This window comes from Paenibacillus sp. J31R122 (assembly GCF_056269185.1).
Genome location: NZ_JBWDNM010000003.1, coordinates 398986 through 420708 on the forward strand (window position 1 = coordinate 398986; position 21723 = coordinate 420708).

Genomic DNA, 21723 nt, shown 5'->3' on the forward strand with positions numbered 1-21723 from the left:
GCTTGCTAGAAAACAAAATAGGAACGGAGGAGCTTCAGTTGGACAAGCATTATCAATCATATAACCTGTCTATCCGCTATTATACAATCGGTTTAGCTATTGCTCTTTTCTTTATAATTGCTGCAGAACTCATATGGCTGCCTGCTCCGCTTCGAACAAGCAGTGGCATGCAATGGATTGAGATGATTGATCGATTATTTTATCTGCTGGCACTTGTACCGTTATGTTGGGCGTTAGGCGCAGGGCTTGGGCTTTGGAAGCAATGGAGGGGACAACAAGTCTGTCGGTCACTCCAGCAGCAGAGCGAGCGGCTGAACGAGTCAATGCCAAAAGAAAGAGAGAGAGCAATCGAAGTTGATAAGGTGTGGAATTCACGTGGGGCAAAGCTGCTGCTGGGGTTGATGCAGCTGATACGTCTGGGCATTATTGTGCTCAGCGTTGCAGGGGCATCATTGGTGTTGTTTGCTCCCGAGCGATTGTTTCTACTGCTCGTATTAATTGGGGCTGCTGCTGTGCTCATGCTTGCAGATATGCTGCTTAGCGAAGCTCTCAATTGGCCTCGTGAGGTTAGTAACCGAATGAGAAAGGTACATCCAACAAAGCAGAGAGATATTGAAGTGGTCAAAAGGGGAAAAGAGGAAGAGCAGAAGTTAATCGGTCATAGGATTGGATCTGGTGCGAGGCATAAACGGCTGCTTCACCTACCTATACGAAGTGGAGGCATTCTGCTCGTTACTGCAGCACTGCTGCTGGGACTGCTTTATCCGACAGGCTATCGCGTTACATATCCAGGAATGACACTGAATATGAATCGCTATGCGCATGTCGAAGGAGGAGGCAGCAGCGGCGAAGTGAACGGCGTACTTGTATTTGATAGACCAGCTGTAGCTGCTGACTGGCTTTATGCAAAAATATTTCCGCTCTATACATTCGAGAAAATTCCGGAGGATGAGCCTCCGCTCACAGAATCATACACGCAGGTCGTCATGATGAAGAGAGATGCGAATAGTGTAGCGGCTGCCGTTGCGATGAAGAAGGCTGGTGTCGGAAGCGGGATAACAGCGGAGGGGATACGTGTCATAGCAATCGTGAAGGATAGTCCAGCCGAACAGCTTCTACAAGCGGGAGATATCATTGTAAAATTAAATGACCAGAATGTTAGAACGATTGATGATATGATCGGCTATATGGACAAATCAGTAGCACCTGGCGAGTCAGTCGACGTTACGCTGCGGAGACAGACTGAGAGTATTCGAGTAGAAGTGCCAACAAGGGCGTCTCAGGAGGCTCCAGAACGGGCTGTATTCGGTATTTCAGTAGAAACGGCACAACACCTAGATATTCCTCGCGGCATCGATTATAACCGATATATGGCGCATATAGGCGGACCATCACATGGGGCGATGCTGACATTAGCGTTAATCGATCAATTAACACCAGGTGGCGTTACTCACGGTTTAAAGGTGGCAGGGACGGGAACTATCGAAGAAGACGGCTCAGTAGGTCTCATCGGAGGAATTCAGCAGAAGGCTTATGCGATAAGCCGTACGGATGCCGATGTGTTCTTCGTTCCAGCGGAGCTGGAGGAAGCTGCTCAGGGAGCCGCGCCTGATTTGAATATTGTACCTGTGCATACGATTGATGATATTTTGAGTTGGTTAGCAAAGCAGTAAGTGTTCGGTGATCACACTATAGAGCGAAAAGGGGCTGTCCGCTAAGGTCTAATTAGACCTTAGGGACAGCCCCTTTTACATCTCCGTGAGACGAGCTTACGCCGCTAAAGAACGGTAAAAGCCGGTTATGCTTATTACTTACTACTCAGTGCTACTTCCTTGTCATCCCCGTCTTGGACGTTCGCGCGAGCTTCGGTAGCTGCTTGCTCTTTAAAGTCTTTGATCAAATCATTCATCACGATCTGATCGGAGATGAACAACTCCTTGCGCACCTCTTCAACTTTTCCACTACATGCATTAATATCGCCAATTTCGTTAGCGGCAATATTCCAGCATTTTCCGTTCTCGGCGATACCATCACCAGAAGGCATGTAGAAGACGGTTCCGTCCGTCCATGAACCATTCCTATGGGCAACTATTTTCCCCTCGAGCGGCTTCTCCATCACTAGAGGCGTCCCGAACAAATACTGATCAGCAGAGGAGATACCGAGCAAATGAAGGATAGTCGGTGTTATATCAAGCTGACCACCAACATTTGTGTACGTACCCGCTTGATCATCATTCGGCAAGTGAACAATAAACGGCACCTGCTTCAGAATCATTTGCTGTTCCAATGCGTTAAGAGGCTTGCCTAGAAATTTTTCGTATAACTCCCATTCTTTTATCGAATTGTCGTGGTCACCATATAGTAAGAATATTGTATTGTCCCATAGGCCTTCAGCTTTCATTCGCTCGACTAGCTCGCCTAGCGCGGCATCGACATAATGAACGGATTGCAAATAATCTCCCATTATAGTTCCGTTTAAATCGCCTACATTGAGCTTTTTCTCCGCCTCAGGCATAGTAAATGGATGATGGCTCGTTAATGTAATGAGGAAGGAGTAAAAAGGCTTCTTCTCTTTGGAGATAACATCCATTGACTGTCTGAAGAAAGACTTGTCCCCAACTGACCAGCCAACCTTTTCATCGAGTTTAAAATCCTTTAGATTGTAAAATTTATCGTATTTCATATTATGATACATCGAATTTCGATTCCAAAAGCCGCCTTCGTACGCATGGAATACAGTAGCTGAATAGTCATGCGTTTTCAAAGTTGTCGGTAAACAATCGAATTCATTTGAAGCATATTGGATGAATAGCGAGCCGTTCGTCAGTGGATGCACCGAGCAATTTGCGCTAGAATCGGCGTCGGATGTTCTTCCTTGATTGGTCTGGTGATAGAACTGGCTGAAATAGGCGCTCTCTTTAATCAGTTTGTTTAAGTTAGGCGTAATTTCTTGGCCGCCAATCGATTTGTCAATCATAAAGTTGTTCAACGCTTCCGTTTGAACCATCAGAACGTTGCTGCCTGCGTAAGCGCCAAATAGAGGATCTTCTTTCTCTAGCTGACCTCGTACTTGGCCGCGCGCTTTCATCCAATCATTAGCTTCTGATTTCTCCTGTGCGGAGACCGTCTCCGCATCGAGCCAGTGACGCTTAACATAACGAGAAATGTCGTAGCCATGAAAGCCAAGTGCCCCAGTAACATTATAAATCGATAAATTCCACCAGCTTCCGGTAAAGACGCTTGCTGCCCAAGTGCGTTTTGCCTCATTTACATTAGAGAAAACGAGCGTCGAACCTAGGATGAATATTGCAGCGCTGACAACGATGCGAATGAGTGCTTTGCGCCATAACGGCGCAGGTTTGCGATGAGCGTTAGCGTGACGTAAATCTCCGCGCCCACGCCAAGCTACATATACAGCAAAAGGAACAATAATGATCCAATCGATAAACAATAGGAAATCTTTAACATTGATCAAGGTGCCGATACTTCCGCCTAATGCACCCACCTGGCTTAATTGCATCAGGACGGGGACAGAGATGAGATCTTGGAAATAGCGATAATAGATCACATCTGCGTACAAAACAAAGGATAGGAACATATTTAGAATGACAAGAGCAATGATTCTCCCGCGTGCCGCGAACCAAACGGTCCAGAAAGCAACCAGCAGGACCGCTCCGAGCTCGATCGTTGCATCTATTTTGGTCATGTCCATATATTTAACGGATAGAAGTCTATTAAATAAATAAAGCTTGAGCATCATAGCGAAAGTAAATAGCAGGAAGTCGACAGCCTTTAGCCGCTCAAGCCAAATTAACACGAAGCTCAAGCAGCGCCTTAAAACATTTTGCTGGACAGGTATCATGAATATAACATCCTTTTCTAATCTAGAATTGCGAATTCGCGTGGAGTGGCGTCAACTTTATCTCTATTGGTTGACTTAGCCGTATATTCTGTGGAATGAAAGATAAGATCATCGAAGACGATCCTTTGATCGCGGCTTAGCTGCTCTTCTGCTTAAGAAGCCGCTTGTATAGTCACTCCTTTCTCGGATAGAGCTTGAATACATGCCTGGAAATACTTGAAATCATTTTATAGATAACCTAACATTTCCATTTCATTATTAAATAAACAATTTAATAATGGAAAACTAAATTTCTGAAGAATCTTTTAACTTTTTCTTAAAGAGTTTCCCAGAAAGGACTTTATTTATTGCGCGGCGGCAATGCTCCAAAGAACTGGAAGTAATTACATTCGATTCGACCATTAAACAGCTTCCGCTTCTTATCGGCAGGTTTGCCGAAATAATGCTCGATTGTAGTGGAAGGCGTAATTGCAAAATACGACCAAGTCGGGTAATGAAGGGCAGTCAAGCCAAACTGACGCAGCGCAGCTTCCGCCTCTGCATCATCTCCGAGTCGCTCACCATAAGGTGGATTCGTAATCATTACCCCGTAATCACCTACAGGCTTTACTTTTGCAACGGGCTGAACGAGTAGTTTAATGTCTTTGCCAAAACCAGCTTTTTTCACAGCAGCTTCTGCAATCTCAATCGCATTCGGATCAATATCAGATCCGGTGATTTGCAGTGGAATATCATCCTTAACTAGATCAAACGCCTCTTCGCGAGCTCTATCCCAAAGCTCCATAGGAACGAGCGGCCAGCCCTCGCTGTTGAACGTACGGCGTAAACCCGGTGCAATGTTCCAGCCAATCATTGCAGCTTCAATTAGAAATGTCCCTGAGCCGCAAAAAGGATCATAAAACGGACGCTCCGGACGCCAGCGGCTAAGCTGAATGAGTGCTGCTGCCATCGTTTCACGAATTGGTGCTTCAGTTGCTACTTTGCGATAACCCCTTTTATGAAGACCGGCACCAGTTGTATCTAGTGTGAGCATTGCTCGGTCATTCATTAGCGTTACTTCAATAACGTAACGACCGCCATTTTCATCAAACCATTCCGTGCCATAAGCATCCTTCATTTTTTCAACGACTGCCTTTTTGACAATGCTTTGGCATGCGGGAACGCTAGTAAGCTGTGATTTCTGTGAACGGCCGTCTACTGGAAATTCACCGTCATTAGGAATCCAGGTCGGCCAATCCAGTGCTTTCGTTCCTTCAAAAAGCTCTTCGAATGTCGTTGCGGGGAACTCGCCCATTTTGATAAGAATTCGGCCGGCTGAACGCAGCCAGAGATTAGTACGGCAAATATCGATAGGACCACCTCTGAAATTGACACGCCCGTTCTCAACCTGCAGGTCTGTATAGCCTAAATCCTTTAGCTCACGAGCTACAACCGCCTCAAGGCCCATAGGCGCGGTTGCTATTAGCTGTAAATTTTCCATTATGCACTCTCTTTTCTTGAATACTATGCGATAGTTAAAGCCGTAACGAAAGGATACGCTTGTAACCCCACGTTCAAAATCATACAATCAAGTATAGGACAAATTAGGCTGTATTTACAAATTGTAAATTGGAGAGAGCGAAAAATGTTGAAAAATGAACAATATGTGGATTCACTTTATGGAAAAGATGTCGATCTAGAGCGGGTAAAATTAGGGATTGCCTCGAAAGGAATGCCCGATATTTCAGTGGCTGACGGGTACGGTCGACTATTAACGATGCTCGTCAAGATGTCGGGAGCACAAAATATATTGGAGATTGGCGCGCTTGGAGGATATAGCGGAATTTGCTTGGTTAGAGGCTTAAAAGCAGAGGGCAAGTTAGTATCGCTTGAGCTGCTCCAAAACTATGCAGATGTTGCGAAGGAGCATATGGAAGCGGCGGGACATGGCGATCAGGTCGAATACATGGTTGGCGATGCGAAGCTAAGCTTGGCGGAGCTGAAGGAGAGCGGGCAGAAGTTTGACTTCTTTTTTATAGATGCGGATAAAGAGGGCTATCCAGTTTATTTGAACTATGCTATCGAAATGGCGAATCCGGGCGCTGTCATTGTGGGAGACAACATTTTGCTGCGCGGCAGAACCATTAATGAAGAGAAGCAGGGGCCAGCGGTTCTCGCTGTACGTTCCTTCAATGAAACGATCGCTACGGACAGCAGGCTGATGACTACCGTTTTGCCTGGCTATGATGGGCTTGCTATAGCTATTGTGAACTAAATGCGATGTTATGCTTCATTGAAAGTGGATTTGTACTAGAGGCTTCACTTTCGATGAAGTGTTAATCGCATAGATTTAATGAATTTATATTTTAGAATTAGTGAAATCAAACATCCGCGTGTCCCCCTAACAAACACTGACCCCTAGAGATTTTACTAAATGCCGGATGGGAAGAGCGGGATATAAGGACTGTATAAAGCCATCTCTATGATGAGACAGTAATTTAAACTTCAGATAAAACGCATCTTTAAGTGGAATTTTGAAATAACAAATACTGTTGATTTACTTGGTCTGTTGAACAGCGACCCCCAATAAGGAAGAAGGATACTTTGGATAAGTAGCTCTCTTGGGGGTCGCTGTTCATTTAAAGGCAGAAGTGTGTTAGTTAGTTTCAAAAAATGAGTCTATTACTATACCATAGCTTTGGAGCAACGATTTAGTTTCACTTAGTGAACTTAGAACGCACAAACTAGTTTCAAAATAGCCAATACCTCTCGAATAGTTTCAATTTCTGAACATACTGCTACTAAATTCGGAAAGGTTCTGTTGTTTAGTTCATAATAATGAAACTAAATCCATTGCTGATGTTCCTGTTGGTTTTTAGCAACTACTAGCTATTTCTTCGGTTTTTATTTGCTATTGAAGCTGTTTCTGTTGGGTTCTAGTTGCTACTGTAGTTGTTTCATTAGTTTCTAGTTGCTATTGAAGCTGATTCATCGGTTTCTAGTTGCTACTGTAGTTGTTTCTTTTGATTCAAGTAGCTGCTGTGCTGCTGAGAATTTATTAGTCGATGTTTCTTTTATTGTAAGAGTGAACGTTTTGAGGTGCTGAGTTTCCATGAATGTGTGCGGAGAGAGCCACCTTTTTCTGCTTGTAACCATTCCGTCTTTTCGAGATTACGGATATGGGAACGCGCAGTGTTGTAACAACAATCCAAAGCCACTTTAACGTCAACTAGCTGAAGCGGTCTTTCGATTCGTAATGCTAGACGTAAAATTTCACGCTCGTACACATTTAGATCATTAATTGAAGTAGAGTCTCCGAATAATCTCCCCACCATTTGTTGAAGTAATTGCTGCCACAATCGGGGCCGATTCTCAATATCGTCATAACCGATGCGAATGACCGTCCAATTATCATTAGTTAAATGCATTTGTCGCACCCACTGATCACAAAATTGCTTTCATGAGATGTTGCGCAAGTGTGTGCTGTAGCCGTCAACTTCGATTGCAATCCGAGCATGTGATCTGATGTAAGCAAAATCAATGTAACGGTAGCCTTCATTAAAATCTTGAACCTCATATTCGGGATGCAAATGCTGAAAATGTCCGAATGCAGGCCACCAAATATGTTGTAGCATCATTTGTTCAGCGTGAGCATGGCCTTCATTTAGTCGTCGAAGTGATTCGCCCGTTCTATTTCCGTGCATGCTTAGTTAACCATTGCTGATGGGTATCATTGAATAGCGATGTCATTTAATGCAATTCCTCCTATAAAAATAATAAACGCCGCTAAAGCAGGAGGGTACCTGCTTTCACGGCGCATGCTTTGCGACATTATTAACCATATTTTATGGAGATCTTATCACAACTTGGTCAGTCCTGCTACATAAAGTTGAATGTTAGCATTGCTTGTTTCATTTTGTGAAACTAAATGGAGCTAGTGCTGTAGTTGAGGCTAGTTAAATTCAGATTTTGAAACTAATTGGGTGAATCACCTTGTAATTGGATGTGAGCAGGTCATTAGTTTCAAATAGTGAAATTAAATGAACGGCATTTACCCACTAGCAAGCATTATACTCAAAAAATGAAACTAAATCACTACGTTCGCAGCGGGGGCACATTTAGGAGTTACTACATATACGTCGTAGAAGATGATTTAGTGCTCAAACAGATGCAAAAGACACATGGTGATTAGCTGGCGCACTAGAAGTATGAGTAGTAACCCCTCAGATGAGGGGCTTTGATTTTTTTTTTGTATTGTGCCAAATGTGTGCAGGGTGTTCTGGTGTACAAGGTGTACAAGGTGTGGCTAGCTGTGCTAGGTGTGCAAGGTGTGCAAGGTATGCTTGGTGTGGCTAGGTGTGCTGGGTGTGCTGAGTGTGTTAGGTGTGTTAGGTGTTCAAGGTATGCTAGGTATGAAAGTTGTTCTAGGTATGCTTGGTGTGTTAGGTGTGCTTGGTATTTAGGTCTGCTAGGTGTGCTAGGTATACATAGTATGCTGGGCGTTCTGGTGTGCAAGGTGTACTAGGTGTGGGTGTGACTAGGTGCACTAGGTGTGCTGTGTGTACTTTGTGTACTTTGCGTACCATGAATGACATGTATGATATGCGTGATGATATGAGTACTATGTTTACTCCCCATCCGACTTTTTTAACAGACTGGGACGCTTTCGAAGCAGCGTTTGCCATACCCAGAATGCGTTAGCCAGCATCATGACTGAGGAAACAAGGAATAGCCCTTGAATGCCGATCCAGCCTGATAGTGCTCCGCCTGTAATTGGTCCGACCATATTTCCGAGGCTAAGTGTGCTGCTATTGAAGCTATAAGCTCGGCTTTCCATACCGTCCGGCGTATATTTTCGAATCAACGCATTAACAGTCGGTATTAATCCACCTAGGAAAATACCGAGAATAAATCGTGCTAGCAGCAGCTGCCACACGGTTCCGGCAAGTGCTTGCGGAATGAAAGCAAGCGCAGCTCCGACTAGGGCTACTCCGAGCACAGGCTCTGCTCCGATCCGATCACTAAGTCTGCCGAGCAGTGGCGATGCAATGAGGTTTGAGAGCCCAGTTACCGAACCGACGAACCCGGCTAGAAAAGCTAAGTTGGCGGTCGAGCCGTGCAGCTCTTGTACGTATAGTGGTATGAGTGCCATCGGACTCATCATTGCAAATTGTATAAGAAAGGTTACAGCAAACAGCGCTGTTAGCTGAGGGATACGGCTAAGCTTATGGAAGCCTTCAATAACGGAAACTTGCACACGAGCCGCGGCCTTAGCACGGTCAAAAGGTTCTTTTACTACAATCAACGCGAGTAAAGATGCAGCGAATAATAAGGCACCTGTTAAATAAAAAATCGGTCGGAAGCCAATTGTATCTGCGAGCAAGCCGCCAATGAACGGACCGAGTATTGCTCCTGCTATACCTCCTGACTGAATTGTTCCCATAGCGAAGCCTATTTTGGCTTTAGGCGTCGTGGCTGAGATAAGCGCGACAGAGGCTGGATTAAATCCGGAAATTGTGCCGTTCAGCATACGAAGCAGCAGCAAATGCCATGGATTTGTAGCAAAACCCATTAACACCATCACGATTGCCATGCCAAAGCCGGAGCGAAGCAGCATGATTTTACGTCCATAGCGATCGGCAAATTTCCCCCATATGGGTTGGAAAATAAATGAGGTAACAAAGTTTCCTGCAAAAATAAAACCAGCCCATATGCCGATCTCATGCTTATCTGTTAAGCCTAAATCAAATTGCAAATAGAGTGACAGAAACGGAATGATCATTGTCATCCCAGCCATTACCAGAAACTGACCAAACCACAGTACGATAAGATTTTTTTTCCATTGTTCCATAGCCGAAATTATAGCACATGACAAAGGAGTAAAGGAAATTAGGCCGATTGTCATACTATTGTCATAGGAAATCGTATTACGGCGGTTGTTAGGTCAGTGGAAAAAGGGCATAATGTAAACATATGAAAATACATAGAAATGGGGAACGGGAATGTCTTTTAACGACCGTTTCATACGGGCTTGCCGGAAAGAACACGTAGATCGTGTACCTGTATGGTATATGCGACAGGCAGGAAGATACGATCCTGATTATCGCAAAATAAAAGAAAAATTTACATTGCTTGAAATATGCAAACAGCCGGAACTGGCAGCTGAAATTACGATGATGCCTGTCCGTAAGCTGGGTGTTGATGCAGCTATTTTGTATTCAGATATTATGAATCCAGTCGCATCGATTGGTATTGATTTTGACATTGTGGCTAATATAGGGCCCGTTATTCATAATCCGATTCGTTCTGCAGCCGACGTTGATCGACTGAAGCCTATTGATGTAGAAGGTGATTTAGGACATGTCATAGAGACGATTCGTATTTTGGATCGCCAACTAGAAGTTCCGCTCATCACATTTGCAGGCGCGCCGTTCACGATTGCCAGCTATTTAATTGAAGGCAGACCATCCAAAAACTATTTGCGCACGAAAGAGATGATGTACAGCGAGCCGGAAGTATGGCATAAGCTGATGCATAAGCTTGGCGATATGGTCATTGCATATTTGCGCGCGCATGCAGCTGCAGGCGGCAAAGCATTTCAGCTGTTTGACAGCTGGGTAGGGGCGTTATCGCCAGCTGATTTCCGTTTATTTGTTCTACCGACGATAGAACGTATTTTTGCAGAGCTGTCAGATTTGAATCTGCCAAAAATATATTTCCCAGGAGTTAGCTCGGGAGAGCTGCTTCCAGAGCTTCATCAAGTGAAAGCTGATGTTATCGGTCTTGATTGGCGAGTATCGATTGCAGAGGGCCGGCGCAGACTGGACAACGGGTTTGCGGTACAAGGCAATTTGGACCCAACGATACTTACGGCTCCGATCAGTGTAATCGAATCGTATGCGAAAGAGATTATTGATCAAGGGATTGAAGATCCGGGCTTTATTTTTAACCTCGGACATGGATTGTTTCCTGAAGCGTCTTTAGAGAAGCTTGCCCAATTAACTGCATTCGTTCATTCTTACTCAGAGAAGGCGATAATGGAGCGTAATCAAAGGGAGGCAAGTCATGTCAGAGCATAAAGAACAAAAGATTGGCGTGCTTGTTATGTCATACGGAACACCAGAGTCGATGGATGATGTTGAAGCGTATTATACGCATATTCGTCGAGGCCATGCTCCAACTCCCGAGCTGCTAGCAGAGCTCAAGGGCCGTTATGAAGCAATCGTCGGTGGCGTATTCCCGCTAAGAGAGAATACGAACGGGCAAGTAGCAGGCTTGCAGGACAAGCTAGAACAGCTGGCTCCAGGTCGATTCGTTTGTTATCAAGGCTTGAAGCATGCAAAGCCCTATATCGAAGACGGCGTTGAGCAGATGGCGAAGGATGGCTTTACGAAGTCAGTCGGCATCGTGCTAGCACCTCATTATTCGACGATGAGCGTTGGAAGTTATATTAAACGAGCACAGGAGAAGGCTGCTGAGCTAGGAATTGAGATGACATTCGTTAAGCAGTACCATATGCATCCAAAGCTGCTTAAGGCGCTCACTGAACGAGTTGTGGATGGTTTGAGCAGGTTGTCTAAGTCTACGGACGGGAAAGCGCGAGTGAAGGTACTGTTCAGCGCACATAGCTTGCCAGTTAAAATTCGTGAGGTAGGAGATCCTTATGAGCAGCAATTGCTGGAGACTTCCGCTGCGGTAGCGAAAGCTGCTAATGTGTCCGATTGGCAATTTACTTGGCAAAGCGCGGGACGGACAAGAGATCCTTGGCTCGGACCGGACATTTTGGAGACGCTGCCTGTACTTAGTGAAGAAGGCGTTAAAGCAGTGCTTGTAGCACCGGTTGGTTTCGTTTCCGATCATCTGGAGGTGCTATACGACCTCGATATTGAAGCGCAGGCTCAATCCAAAGAGTTAGGTATAACGTTGGACAGAATTGCGATGTTGAATCGTGATCCACTATATATGGAAACGTTGGCTGAATCGGTCATCGAGGCATTAGCCAGCCAAGAATAGCAATGATTAAGAGGCGGAGACTCGGGGCTCTGATCGATTTGTCTTTATTGACGAATGGATCGGCGTACTGAGCTCCGCTTTTTTTTATTTGGAGTGAGAAGTGATGCAGTAGACCGGCGGTTTTATTCAGACTTGCAGCAAGTCTGCAAAGCAGCTCTGCAGCGTGGGCAATTCAAGCAATTAAATAATAGTTTTCGCAACATCGTCCGAAGATTGCTATAATGGGAAATATTCTAGCAAAAGGAGCCATCTTCCATGCGTGTATCCCGTACAGAATTACATCAACAGGATAAGCTTAAACGTAAAAAAAAGGTTAGAAAAGTGATGTACATTAATTTGACGCTGCTAGGTATTATTTTTGTGCTTGTCGGCGTTTGGATAACTGTATCCAATTCTGATAGAATGTCCGATTGGCTTAATGTTGTCGGAATAGGTTCGAAGATTGATTCCGAGCAGGAGAAGGCGGAAGCAGGAGAACCGAAAAATGCTGATCAGACAGAAGCAGAGGAGCCGAATATAGTAGATCAGGGAGACACGGATAATGTTGATGGCAATGAAAGTGTAGATGAAGAGTCTGGAGAGACTGCTTCTGGGAACGACCCTGCAGATACAGATGTACCCAAAGATGACGAACCAGTTGCAGAAGAAAGTGAGCCCACTCGCGAAACGGTCAGTTTATCTTTTGTAGGTGATTTGCTGATCGGTGAATACGTTGACAGTTTTTTGAAGCGTGAAGGCTATGATTATTTATATCGAAAATCGTTATTATATTTAAGTGAGCCTGATGTAATGGCGGGTAATTTGGAATACCCAGTGACGAATCGAGGCATTCCCGCTGAAAACAAAGAGTATGTCTACAAAGGTTCTCCAGAGGCGCTGCCGGAATTAAAAAATGCCGGATTTGACGTAGTAAACTTGGCTAACAATCATACGATGGATCAAGGTGAGGAAGGCCTTCTTGACACGATGAGTCATTTGGACGAGGCAGGCATTTCGCATATGGGCGCAGGTAGTAACGATACAGAAGCTTTTAAAGCGCTCATAAAAGATGTGCGTGGGACAAAAATTGCTTATGTCGGTCTTAGCAAGGTTGTACCTGATATCTCTTGGAAAGCGGATAAAAATAAAGCGGGTGTAGCAGAAACCTACGATACAAGACGTGCGGTTGCGGCTATTGCGAAAGCTAAGGAGCAAGCGGATATCGTTGTCGTCATGGTTCATTGGGGTACAATGTATATGGACAAACCGGAGCCTTACCAGAAGGATTTTGCTAGACAATATATTGACGCTGGCGCCGATCTTGTCATTGGGAGCCATCCGCATGTCCTGCAAGGATTCGAAATGTATAAAGGCAAATGGATTGCATACAGTTTAGGAAACTTTATTTTTAGCGCGTATCCAAAAGATACAGAAGGCGAAACGGGTGTACTTGATGCCGTATGCACGAAGAGTGGCGACTGTGAGATGAAGTTCCATCCGATGTATATGGTCAATGCTCAGCCAACTCCACTAGAAGATGAGGCGGCAAAGGCGGTAATCGACCGTTTGACAGCCATTTCCTTTCAAGTAAAACTAAAGGCGGATGGGACGATTGTCCCAGAATAAAGAAAACCTTTTTAATACATAACAATTTATAAGTTTTAACTTATAAATAGACTTATTATCTCCGCGAAACGAGCTTTCACCGTTATGGACGGCGACAGCCGTTTTCGCTTGTTGGAAGGATGATCACTTAATGAGAAATCCGTGCGTTGCGCATAGAGGCTGGTCAAGCCGCGCGCCGGAAAATACGATGGCGGCGATTCGAATGGCGACCGCTGATCCAACTGTAACTTGGATTGAAATCGATGTTCAGCTGTCCAAGGACGCTGTCCCTGTCGTTATTCACGATTATAATTTACGCCGTACAACTAACGGCAAAGGTTATGTGAAGGATTGGACAGCAGCAGACCTTGCCACTCTTGATGCGGGAAATTGGTTTTCGCAAAAGTACCAAGGCGAGAAGATTCCAACGCTCAAAGAGGTGCTTATCGCGGCTGCAGGTCATTGCATGCTTAATATTGAGCTGAAAACGGACGGTATCCGCTATCCACAGCTAGAGCAAAAAGTATTGGAAGATGTGTATGCATTTGGTTTGGTTAATGATATTGTTCTTACATCTTTCAATGAGGGTGCGCTATATCGAGCTCGAAAGCTATCGCATCAGGTTAGGACTGGACTTATTCTTGATAGCTGGCGCAATACACTGCCGAAGGAATTGAAAGAGCTCGGTTCGGATTTTTTATCCATTGGCTATTCACGATTGAACAAGGATAGAATGACTTTGTTAAAAAATGCAGGCATTCAAGTTATGGCTTGGACGGTAAACGAGACACGTGCTATCCGTAAAGTATCCTCGATTGATCCTGAGTTGATGATCTGTACCAATTATCCCGACCGCTGGCAGGATGCTGTTTTGCAAAACGAGATGGTTTAAGGTAGAGGAAATATGAGAGCTAATCCACATACTGAGGAAATTAGATCAATGTAGGATGTGGAAAAAGCAGGAGGTTGCTTATTTAATGGTCGGTTTAATAGAAGAGTGGTGGATAAGGCTGCTTGCTGGCTTGCTCGGCAGCGGTCTTATTGCTGCAGCTGCTTATCGAGCACGTTCGTTGTCTATATCTGGGGCTTGGTCGGCTGTCATAATGGGGACAGGCTTCGTAACGCTAGGCACACCTGTGTGGTTTGCTATATTGATCGGATTTTTCGTTTCTTCGACACTATGGTCGAAGTGGAAGAAGCGACACCGCGCGAAGATATCCGCCGAAGCGAAATATGAAAAAACGGGGCGACGCGATGCCGGCCAAGTATGGGCTAATGGGGGCGCGGGCTTGCTGCTTTGCGCCGGAAATTCGATATGGCCCGATCAAGGATGGCTATTCGCGTTCATCGGCGTGATGGCCGCAGTGAACGCTGATACATGGGCCACGGAGATCGGGGCAATGAGTAAAACGGCTCCGCGCTCCATTACGAGCGGTAAGCCGGTGCTTGCAGGAACGAGCGGCGGGGTCACGCCGCTCGGCAGCGCAGCAGCGCTCGCAGGCGCCGTGTTCATCGGCGCCATTGCCGCGCTGCTGCTGGCAGCCCCGCAGCTTGCAGCTGCTGCGGGTATGCCAAGCGGCGGAGCCGCTGCGGCGGCATACATCGCCGCTGCGGCCGCCGCTGGCCTGGCCGGTGCCTTCGCCGACTCTCTGCTCGGCGCAACCGGCCAGGCCATGTACCGCTGCCGGATATGCGGCAGCGAGACAGAGCGCGCCGCGCATTGCGGAAGCGCGGCAGAGCGAGTGCGCGGCTTCGTCTGGCTGAACAACGACAGGGTGAATCTACTGTCATCACTTTTCGCAGGCCTGCTCGCCTGGGCAATCGGTTCCCTTCTTCTTTAGCCGGATTCTCATATAAGTGTGTGTCACCTCGTATGGTCGCGCAAGTCAGCTCACTACCCCTGCAAACATAAAAAAACCGCCAAGTTCCCTTGGCGGTTTCCAACTTTCATTCAAAGCGCTTTGACAGAATCTACACTTCAGTTGTAATTGAGACTACTTCGTCAATTGTTCCATTTGACCAATCAGCTCTTCGAATACGCTCATCGCTTGCTCAATCGGCTCTGGCGATGACATGTCAACGCCGGCCTTTTTCAAAATATTAATCGAGAAGTCGCTTCCGCCGCTTTTCAAAAACCCAAGATAACGGTCGACCGCAGGCGCGCCTTCTTCTAAAATTTGCTTCGCGAAGCTTGTCGCGGCCGAGAAGCCAGTCGCGTATTTGTAAACGTAGAAGCTATTGTAGAAATGGGGGATACGTGCCCATTCCATTTCAATTTCTTTGTCAATAACCATGTCAGAGCCGTAGTACTTCACATTCAAATCATAATAGATTTTGCTAAGCTCTTGCGGCGTTAATGACTCGCCTTCTTCTGTACGCTCATGGATGATTTTCTCAAACTCGGCGAACATCGTTTGACGGAATACAGTCGTCCGGAATTGATCTGCATAGTAAGTAAGCAAATACATTTTTTCCTTCGGATCAGTTGATTTATTAAGCATATAATCCATTAGAAGCGCCTCGTTCAACGTAGAAGCAACCTCTGCTAGGAAGATCGTATATTGTGCATCGCGATAATTTTGGTTCGTGTCCGAATAGTACGAATGGAGCGCGTGACCCATTTCGTGCGTCAACGTGAACATGCTGTTTAAGTTATCTTTGTGGTTCAGAAGCACATAAGGGTGGGTGCCAAAAGCGCCCCAGCTATAAGCGCCGCTCCGTTTTCCTTCGTTCTCATACACATCGATCCAACCGTTGTCGAAACCTTCCTGCAATACATTCAAATAATCCTCGCCAAGCGGCTTCAAGCTCTCGCTGACAGTCTTCTTCGCTTCCTCGTACGTAATGTCCATCTTGAATTCGTCTACGAGAGGCGCAAACAAGTCGTACATATGAAGCTCGTCTAGGCCGAGCAGTTTTTTACGGAGCTTCATGTATCTATGCATAAGCGGAAGATGTCCATGAATCGTGTCAATTAGATTCGTATATACTTCCTTAGGAATATTATCACCATAAAGCGACATATCCAGAGCGGAATCATATTTACGAGCGTTAGCATAAAAAATATTTTTCGTAACATTGGCGTTCAACGTGGAACCAACTGTGTTTTTCAGCTTGCCATACGTGTCATACATCGTAAGGAATGCGTCACGGCGAACATCCTGGTTTTTACTTTCAAGAAACTGTATGTAACGACCTTGTGTGAGCTCGACTTCCTCGCCGTCCTCGTTTTTAACCTTAGGAAACTTTAGATCCGCATTGTTTAACATATTGAAAATAGTACCTGGTGCGGAGCTGACATTACCGACTTGAGCAAGCAGCGCTTCTTCATTCTTCGATAAAATGTGAGCTTTTTGGCGGCGCATTTCTTCAAGTGTATGGCGGAATTTCACTAGGTCAGCATTCGAAATTAACGAATCCAACGCCTCGTCTGAAAGGCTAAGCACCTCAGGAGTAATATAGGATAAAGCTTCACCTGTTTCAACGCTGAGCTTTTTTGATTTGTCAGAAAGGGCTTGATAGGTTGGCTCAGCCGTATCCTCGTGATGCTTCATATTAGCATAAACATAAAGCCGTTCAACATGCAGGGAGAGCGTATCTTCCAGCTCAAAGCACTCTTTTAGCTGATTAACGTCTGCAAGCTTCCCTTGGTAGGAAGCGACTTTTTTGATGAGTTCTTTGGACTCTTTGTATTCCTTGTCCCATGCAGCTTGGTTTTCAAACAAATCTTCAAGCTTCCAGCGGCTTTCCTGAGCGGATTCTGAACGTTTCGGTACGTTATTCATCGAAATCCTCCTTGATATGGATAAGGTTGTTGAAGCATACGAGCTATTCACTTCTGCAAGATTGGAGGCGACAGCAGTTGGTACTAGGCTTAAAGCGAGCAGCAAGGACATCCATTTCATTCGAAAATCACCTCTATGACACAGTTTTAATTACTATGCCCCAGAGGATGTCCTATTATGCTGCTTCAATTAATCTTAAGCTGTCCCCATAGAAAAAAAGGCGTACACGATAAGGAAAAAAGCAAAAGCGATAAACGCAATTGAAACGAGAGCTAGACCGCGGCGTAACCCGGGAGGTAGTGAATCTCGCTTCATAATAACGATCGCCCCGAGCGAGAAAGCCGCAATAATAAAAATAATTGATGCAGTTGCGTCCATTGCGTCTGTGAAGCCTCCTAAAAAGAAACAAAATTCTAAAACTTGAAAGAACCTTTGAGTGGCATTAAGTGGACCGCGTAATCACTTTACCCGCATATCGTTTCATATGCGCTCCCATGTAACGATATGTTCGCTCTTAAGGACAATATTTCCTGCTTACTTCAAGGAAATATAGGTTTTATATAGATTTGAGCGCGCTTATAATCGCTTCGCGCTCTTCCTCACGGCCTACATAGTCAGACTCGCGAAATCGATTATTTGCCCAGTGAAGCATTTCGGGCCGGCTAATGAAAGTATGAGTATCTTCGCCCCATTGATCGGATATTTCTCTAACAATAAGCGTCTTGCCTTGTACTTCAACCGTCAGCATATTGTAATTGTCGGTCTTGTAAATTTCATGCTTTTTAAACATTTGTAATTTCCACCTTTTGAATATTAATTTATGGTATTGTTATCATCATAGCCATTATGCGGGCTGTAATCAATACGAGCTGGCAAGTTGAGAGCTCAAATAGTTCTAGATTAGCTGAGATTAGCTTAGACGAGACGAGATGAGGAGAGATGAGTATGTGTGCACAGCGTTATGAGCAGATTGGTGTGGCGATGACATGCAGAAGCTATGAAGAGTATGTAAGAATGTTCGATTTAACAGAGACTGAGCTGCAAGCAGGTAGGGTGCTTGACGTTGCGGCAGGTGGTTCGTCCTTTACTGCTGAAGCAAATGCGAGAGGGTATTCAGTGATAGCTGTGGACCCAAGATACGACAAGGATGTTCAGCAATGGATAGAAGAAGCATCAGAAGAAATTGTAACCTCGACTGCCAAGCTTGCTAAGCTGGAGGACTCATTTGATTGGAGCTTTTATGGCTCATTGGAACATCATCGTGCTGGTCGTGAGAAGTCGATGGCTGTTTTTAAAGAGCATGTGTTAAGCGGTGATGGTTCAAGCAGCTATGTTTATGGTAAATTGCCGGAGCTTCCTTTTCCTGATAATCATTTTTCGCTGGTGCTGTGCAGCCATTTTATGTTTTTGTATGCTAACCAATTCGGACTAGAATTTCATATACAAGCGATAAATGAACTGATGAGAGTTTGCAAGCCTAACGGAGAAATTCGTATTTATCCGCTCATTTCATTAAATTGGGAGCCATATCCTGAGCTTGAGCAGCTTTTAGAACGGATTAGGGTAGACGGGGGAACAGCAGAACTGATGCAATCTCGACTCCCATTTATTCCTACATCTGACCAATACTTACGAATTTTACTGTAATTGATTTTGTGTTTCGGGGAGAATATAATATGGCTATTCGTCGTTCAAACGACGATCATTTTTAGGAGGGTGTTCAATTGAAAGGAACAGTTAAATGGTTTAACGCGGAAAAAGGCTACGGTTTTATTCAAACGGAAAACCAAGAGGATGTATTCGTACATTTCTCCGCTATTCAAGGCGAAGGGTTTAAATCGCTGGATGAAGGCCAGGCGGTTGAATTTGATATTACTGAGGGAAACCGCGGTGCGCAAGCGGAAAACGTAACTAAACTATAAGGAACAGATAAAAATGGTTAAAGAAGGGTTTCCTGGTGACAGGAGCCCTTTTTTGCTTTTTTAATAGATAAGAATTTATAAGTTCCACTTATAAATGAGCTTATCTATCTACGCGAAACGAACATATACGCCGCAAAGGACGGCGACAGCCATTTACGCTTGTGATCCAGATGTTTAATTGACCGACACCCTTTTTTTCTGATAAAATAATGCGTGGAATCTTTGTCAGGGGAGCGAGCATAATGAAGTTTAAATTGTTCAAGGACCGTAAAGGAAAGGCCGATCAGGCTAAAAATAACAAGTTTGTAAAGCTCGGACGTGAAATTTATGTACAAGCGCGCAGAGGCGGACCTAACCCGGACGCAAACTTCGGCTTGAAAACAGCCATCGCGAACGCAAGAGCAGAGCAAATGCCCAATGATAACATCGAACGTGCGATTAAGAAGGCAGCCGGCGCCGGTGACGGTGTTGAATATGAAGAAATCATGTATGAGGGTTATGGACCTGGCGGCGTAGCCATTATGGTCAAATGCTTGACGGACAATCGTAACCGGACTGCTGCTGACGTTCGTTCCGCGTTTAACAAGCGTGGAGGCAATATGGGTGAGAGCGGCTGCGTAGGCTATATGTTTGACCACAAAGGACTGCTTGTTGTTGATCGTGAGTCATACGAGACGGATGAGGATACAATGATGATGGTTGCATTGGAAGCAGGCGCGGAGGATGTTGTCGTAAATGACGATAGCTTCGAGATTTTGTCTCATCCACATGAGTTTGAACAGGTGAAGACAGCGTTGGAAGTGGAAGGTTACTCGTTTGTGAATGCTGGAGTGAGATGGCTGCCACAAAATATCATCAAAGTAGAGGGCGAGAACGCGGAAAAGCTGCTCAAAATGATGGATGCTTTTGAGGATAGTGACGATGTTCAGGACGTTTATTCGAACTTTGAATTAATCGAAGACTAATAGAGGGCGGAGGGTTGTGGGTTGTCCATGGCACAAAGGCTTTGGGACAGCCCTACCCTATTTTTATATCTTAGTGAATCAGTGGTTAGAAAGCTGTAAGCTTCATTTGAGTGCTTACAGGCTATTTTAATACTCATATTGTAGACAGTAAGCAAGATAATCACGCTTATGGCAAGCTAATCGTTAGCTAAATCATAAAAAATGAAGCTGTAAGCATCGATTTGACGCTTACGGCTTCATTTTTTAGTCAGTTGTAGTTTGTAAGCACGATTTTCGTGCTTAAGCTGCTATCAGATGTAGATTATGGATTAGATCGGCTAAAATAATAACGGGATAGAAAGCCGACAGCGGCAAGTATAGCTAGTGCAGCACCGAGTCTGAAGAAGGTTTCGCGGCCCAAATGCTGATACACGTATCCGCCTAGCGTCCCGCTGATCACTCCCGCAAGGCCTGTCCAAACAACCGCGTAAAGAGCTTGCCCTGAAGCGCGATATTCATCGGGAATGAGTTGAGTGAGGTACCGCAGCGCGGTTGAGAAATATATGCCAAATGATATGCTGTGCATTGCTTGTGTTGCAATTACCCAGCGTGGGTCCTGAATATCACTTAGTATCCAAAGTCTCACAGCATACATAATAGAAGCTATCATTAGGAGTGGAAGCTCTTTAAATTTATGACCATATTTTCCAAGTAAAAATAGTATTGGTATTTCGCTCAAAGCTGATACGAGCCAAGCAAGTCCGACTAACGAATTGCTGGCTCCCATTTGATGCATCGTTACGGCAAGGAAGCCTTCGTACATGCGGTGCGGGATGGAAATGGTTAGTACAATCAAGAAGAATAGTACAACCTCTCGCTGCCTTATAAGTTTAAAGAAGCCGGAGAAGTCTAGCTTTCGACTGCTCCCTTGGTAATCTTTAAGAAACGTTGCTATACCTATTGTAATTGCAATTGTAATAAGTGATAGCGGCAGTGTCCATTGTGAACCGATCTGCTTCAGAATTAGTCCGGAAGTGTAAGCAGTTACTGCAAAGCCAAGCGAGCCAAATATTCGTACGAGAGCATAAGGCGTGCCAGTGTACTGGGTTGATAACAGAATTAAGCTGTCACTCAGTGGGTTTAGTGGTGTTTGAAAAAAATAAAAGCCCATCATAACTAGACATACGAGTCCAAAATGCTCAATAGGGAATAACATCGAAATCATGACCAGTTGACCGAACAAAAGCAATAAGAGCAGTTTTTTGATCGTTCTGTATTTATCACTTACCAGTCCTAAAATAATATTGGCAAATATCGAAATAAAAGGACCTATGGAATAAATGATACCAATCTGCTGCTCGGAAAATCCCCGATCAAGATAGTAAAGAGGGATAAATGATATAACCATGGCAGCTGTTGAATAGGCGGAAAAGCTGTAAAGACGCAGTGCTAGCGTCTCTTTTCGAGCGGAGGACGACCGTATTGGGGAGGAAGTGCTTAATGTATCCATCGTTCGGTATTCACCTCATATCCATTCAGAAAATAATATGGTAATCAGTATAGCATGATTTAACAATAGCTGTAATGAGATTTGAAGCTGGATTATTACGAGTTGAAATGGTACATTTATGTGT

19 protein-coding genes are annotated in these 21723 nt (G+C 44.8%); 10 read left to right on the plus strand and 9 right to left on the minus strand.

Annotated features, from left to right (window positions below):
• Positions 1–38 precede the first annotated feature (38 nt).
• Positions 39–1673 carry a PDZ domain-containing protein gene (locus tag AC0YN7_RS08115; protein ID WP_475809447.1) on the plus strand — a complete coding sequence of 545 codons (1635 nt, stop codon included), beginning with the start codon at positions 39–41 and terminating at the stop codon, positions 1671–1673.
• Between the two features lie 134 nt (positions 1674–1807).
• Here AC0YN7_RS08115 and AC0YN7_RS08120 read toward each other — a convergent pair whose 3' ends face one another.
• Both AC0YN7_RS08120 and AC0YN7_RS08125 read right to left on the minus strand, forming a co-directional pair.
• Complete coding sequence (locus AC0YN7_RS08120) at positions 1808–3862, minus strand: LTA synthase family protein (protein ID WP_475809448.1); 2055 nt, start codon at positions 3860–3862, stop codon at positions 1808–1810.
• 340 nt (positions 3863–4202) lie between these two features.
• Positions 4203–5342: a THUMP domain-containing class I SAM-dependent RNA methyltransferase gene (locus AC0YN7_RS08125; RefSeq protein WP_475809449.1), complete on the minus strand. Its 1140-nt coding sequence runs from the start codon at positions 5340–5342 to the stop codon at positions 4203–4205.
• Between the two features lie 144 nt (positions 5343–5486).
• Here AC0YN7_RS08125 and AC0YN7_RS08130 point away from each other — a divergent pair, with 144 nt between their 5' ends.
• Entirely contained in the window at positions 5487–6116 is a 630-nt protein-coding gene (locus AC0YN7_RS08130; RefSeq protein WP_475809450.1) for an O-methyltransferase, read from the plus strand.
• A 799-nt stretch (positions 6117–6915) separates the two neighbouring features.
• On the opposite strand, the gene AC0YN7_RS08135 is transcribed toward AC0YN7_RS08130, so the two are convergent.
• The 3 genes from AC0YN7_RS08135 to AC0YN7_RS08145 form a co-directional block, all read right to left on the minus strand.
• Entirely contained in the window at positions 6916–7269 is a 354-nt protein-coding gene (locus tag AC0YN7_RS08135; RefSeq protein ID WP_475809451.1) for a hypothetical protein, read from the minus strand.
• Positions 7270–7299: 30 nt separating this feature from the next.
• Entirely contained in the window at positions 7300–7545 is a 246-nt protein-coding gene (locus tag AC0YN7_RS08140) for a hypothetical protein (protein WP_475809452.1), read from the minus strand.
• Between the two features lie 923 nt (positions 7546–8468).
• Positions 8469–9692: an MFS transporter gene (locus tag AC0YN7_RS08145; protein ID WP_475809453.1), complete on the minus strand. Its 1224-nt coding sequence runs from the start codon at positions 9690–9692 to the stop codon at positions 8469–8471.
• Between the two features lie 151 nt (positions 9693–9843).
• On the opposite strand from AC0YN7_RS08145, the gene hemE reads away from it, so the two are divergent.
• The 5 genes from hemE (at position 9844) to AC0YN7_RS08170 (ending at position 15279) form a co-directional block, all read left to right on the plus strand.
• Entirely contained in the window at positions 9844–10920 is a 1077-nt protein-coding gene (gene hemE, locus AC0YN7_RS08150) for a uroporphyrinogen decarboxylase (protein ID WP_475809454.1), read from the plus strand.
• Positions 10907–11854 (plus strand): ferrochelatase, encoded by a 948-nt coding sequence (gene hemH, locus AC0YN7_RS08155; RefSeq protein ID WP_475809455.1) that lies wholly within the window; start codon positions 10907–10909, stop codon positions 11852–11854. The genes hemE and hemH overlap by 14 nt, the downstream gene beginning before the upstream one ends.
• 255 nt (positions 11855–12109) lie before the next feature.
• A complete protein-coding gene (locus tag AC0YN7_RS08160; RefSeq protein WP_475809456.1) occupies positions 12110–13459 on the plus strand; it encodes a CapA family protein in 1350 nt (449 codons plus the stop codon).
• Positions 13460–13589: 130 nt separating this feature from the next.
• Positions 13590–14330, plus strand: coding sequence for a glycerophosphodiester phosphodiesterase (locus tag AC0YN7_RS08165; RefSeq protein ID WP_475809457.1), 741 nt, complete (start codon positions 13590–13592; stop codon positions 14328–14330).
• Positions 14331–14415: 85 nt separating this feature from the next.
• Positions 14416–15279, plus strand: a complete 864-nt coding sequence (locus AC0YN7_RS08170; RefSeq protein WP_475809514.1) for a DUF92 domain-containing protein — start codon at positions 14416–14418, stop codon at positions 15277–15279.
• 153 nt (positions 15280–15432) lie between these two features.
• Here AC0YN7_RS08170 and pepF read toward each other — a convergent pair whose 3' ends face one another.
• From pepF to AC0YN7_RS08185, 3 genes are all read right to left on the minus strand, one after another.
• A complete protein-coding gene (pepF, locus tag AC0YN7_RS08175; RefSeq protein ID WP_475809515.1) occupies positions 15433–17223 on the minus strand; it encodes an oligoendopeptidase F in 1791 nt (596 codons plus the stop codon).
• Between the two features lie 195 nt (positions 17224–17418).
• Complete coding sequence (locus AC0YN7_RS08180; RefSeq protein WP_475809458.1) at positions 17419–17601, minus strand: hypothetical protein; 183 nt, start codon at positions 17599–17601, stop codon at positions 17419–17421.
• Between the two features lie 178 nt (positions 17602–17779).
• On the minus strand, positions 17780–18013 hold the full coding sequence (locus tag AC0YN7_RS08185; protein ID WP_475809459.1) for a hypothetical protein: 234 nt from the start codon (positions 18011–18013) through the stop codon (positions 17780–17782).
• 155 nt (positions 18014–18168) lie between these two features.
• Between AC0YN7_RS08185 and AC0YN7_RS08190 the strand changes: the two genes are divergently transcribed.
• The 3 genes from AC0YN7_RS08190 (at position 18169) to AC0YN7_RS08200 (ending at position 20110) form a co-directional block, all read left to right on the plus strand.
• On the plus strand, positions 18169–18870 hold the full coding sequence (locus tag AC0YN7_RS08190) for a class I SAM-dependent methyltransferase (protein WP_475809460.1): 702 nt from the start codon (positions 18169–18171) through the stop codon (positions 18868–18870).
• A 77-nt stretch (positions 18871–18947) separates the two neighbouring features.
• Positions 18948–19145, plus strand: coding sequence for a cold shock domain-containing protein (locus AC0YN7_RS08195; RefSeq protein WP_475809461.1), 198 nt, complete (start codon positions 18948–18950; stop codon positions 19143–19145).
• 242 nt (positions 19146–19387) lie between these two features.
• Positions 19388–20110: a YebC/PmpR family DNA-binding transcriptional regulator gene (locus tag AC0YN7_RS08200; protein ID WP_475809462.1), complete on the plus strand. Its 723-nt coding sequence runs from the start codon at positions 19388–19390 to the stop codon at positions 20108–20110.
• A 301-nt stretch (positions 20111–20411) separates the two neighbouring features.
• Here AC0YN7_RS08200 and AC0YN7_RS08205 read toward each other — a convergent pair whose 3' ends face one another.
• Positions 20412–21599: an MFS transporter gene (locus tag AC0YN7_RS08205; protein ID WP_475809463.1), complete on the minus strand. Its 1188-nt coding sequence runs from the start codon at positions 21597–21599 to the stop codon at positions 20412–20414.
• Between the last annotated feature and the right edge of the window lie 124 nt (positions 21600–21723).

Coding starts and splice junctions, on each gene's coding strand:
- AC0YN7_RS08130 (WP_475809450.1), top strand. CDS start 5,487: ATGTTGAAAAATGAACAATATGTGGATTCACTTTATGGAAAAGATGTC.
- AC0YN7_RS08200 (WP_475809462.1), top strand. CDS start 19,388: ATGAAGTTTAAATTGTTCAAGGACCGTAAAGGAAAGGCCGATCAGGCT.
- hemH (WP_475809455.1), top strand. CDS start 10,907: ATGTCAGAGCATAAAGAACAAAAGATTGGCGTGCTTGTTATGTCATAC.
- AC0YN7_RS08140 (WP_475809452.1), bottom strand. CDS start 7,545: ATGCACGGAAATAGAACGGGCGAATCACTTCGACGACTAAATGAAGGC.
- AC0YN7_RS08160 (WP_475809456.1), top strand. CDS start 12,110: ATGCGTGTATCCCGTACAGAATTACATCAACAGGATAAGCTTAAACGT.
- AC0YN7_RS08135 (WP_475809451.1), bottom strand. CDS start 7,269: ATGCATTTAACTAATGATAATTGGACGGTCATTCGCATCGGTTATGAC.
- hemE (WP_475809454.1), top strand. CDS start 9,844: ATGTCTTTTAACGACCGTTTCATACGGGCTTGCCGGAAAGAACACGTA.
- AC0YN7_RS08170 (WP_475809514.1), top strand. CDS start 14,416: ATGGTCGGTTTAATAGAAGAGTGGTGGATAAGGCTGCTTGCTGGCTTG.
- AC0YN7_RS08205 (WP_475809463.1), bottom strand. CDS start 21,599: ATGGATACATTAAGCACTTCCTCCCCAATACGGTCGTCCTCCGCTCGA.
- AC0YN7_RS08120 (WP_475809448.1), bottom strand. CDS start 3,862: ATGATACCTGTCCAGCAAAATGTTTTAAGGCGCTGCTTGAGCTTCGTG.
- AC0YN7_RS08165 (WP_475809457.1), top strand. CDS start 13,590: ATGAGAAATCCGTGCGTTGCGCATAGAGGCTGGTCAAGCCGCGCGCCG.
- AC0YN7_RS08185 (WP_475809459.1), bottom strand. CDS start 18,013: ATGTTTAAAAAGCATGAAATTTACAAGACCGACAATTACAATATGCTG.
- AC0YN7_RS08125 (WP_475809449.1), bottom strand. CDS start 5,342: ATGGAAAATTTACAGCTAATAGCAACCGCGCCTATGGGCCTTGAGGCG.
- AC0YN7_RS08180 (WP_475809458.1), bottom strand. CDS start 17,601: ATGGACGCAACTGCATCAATTATTTTTATTATTGCGGCTTTCTCGCTC.
- AC0YN7_RS08190 (WP_475809460.1), top strand. CDS start 18,169: ATGTGTGCACAGCGTTATGAGCAGATTGGTGTGGCGATGACATGCAGA.
- pepF (WP_475809515.1), bottom strand. CDS start 17,223: ATGAATAACGTACCGAAACGTTCAGAATCCGCTCAGGAAAGCCGCTGG.
- AC0YN7_RS08145 (WP_475809453.1), bottom strand. CDS start 9,692: ATGGAACAATGGAAAAAAAATCTTATCGTACTGTGGTTTGGTCAGTTT.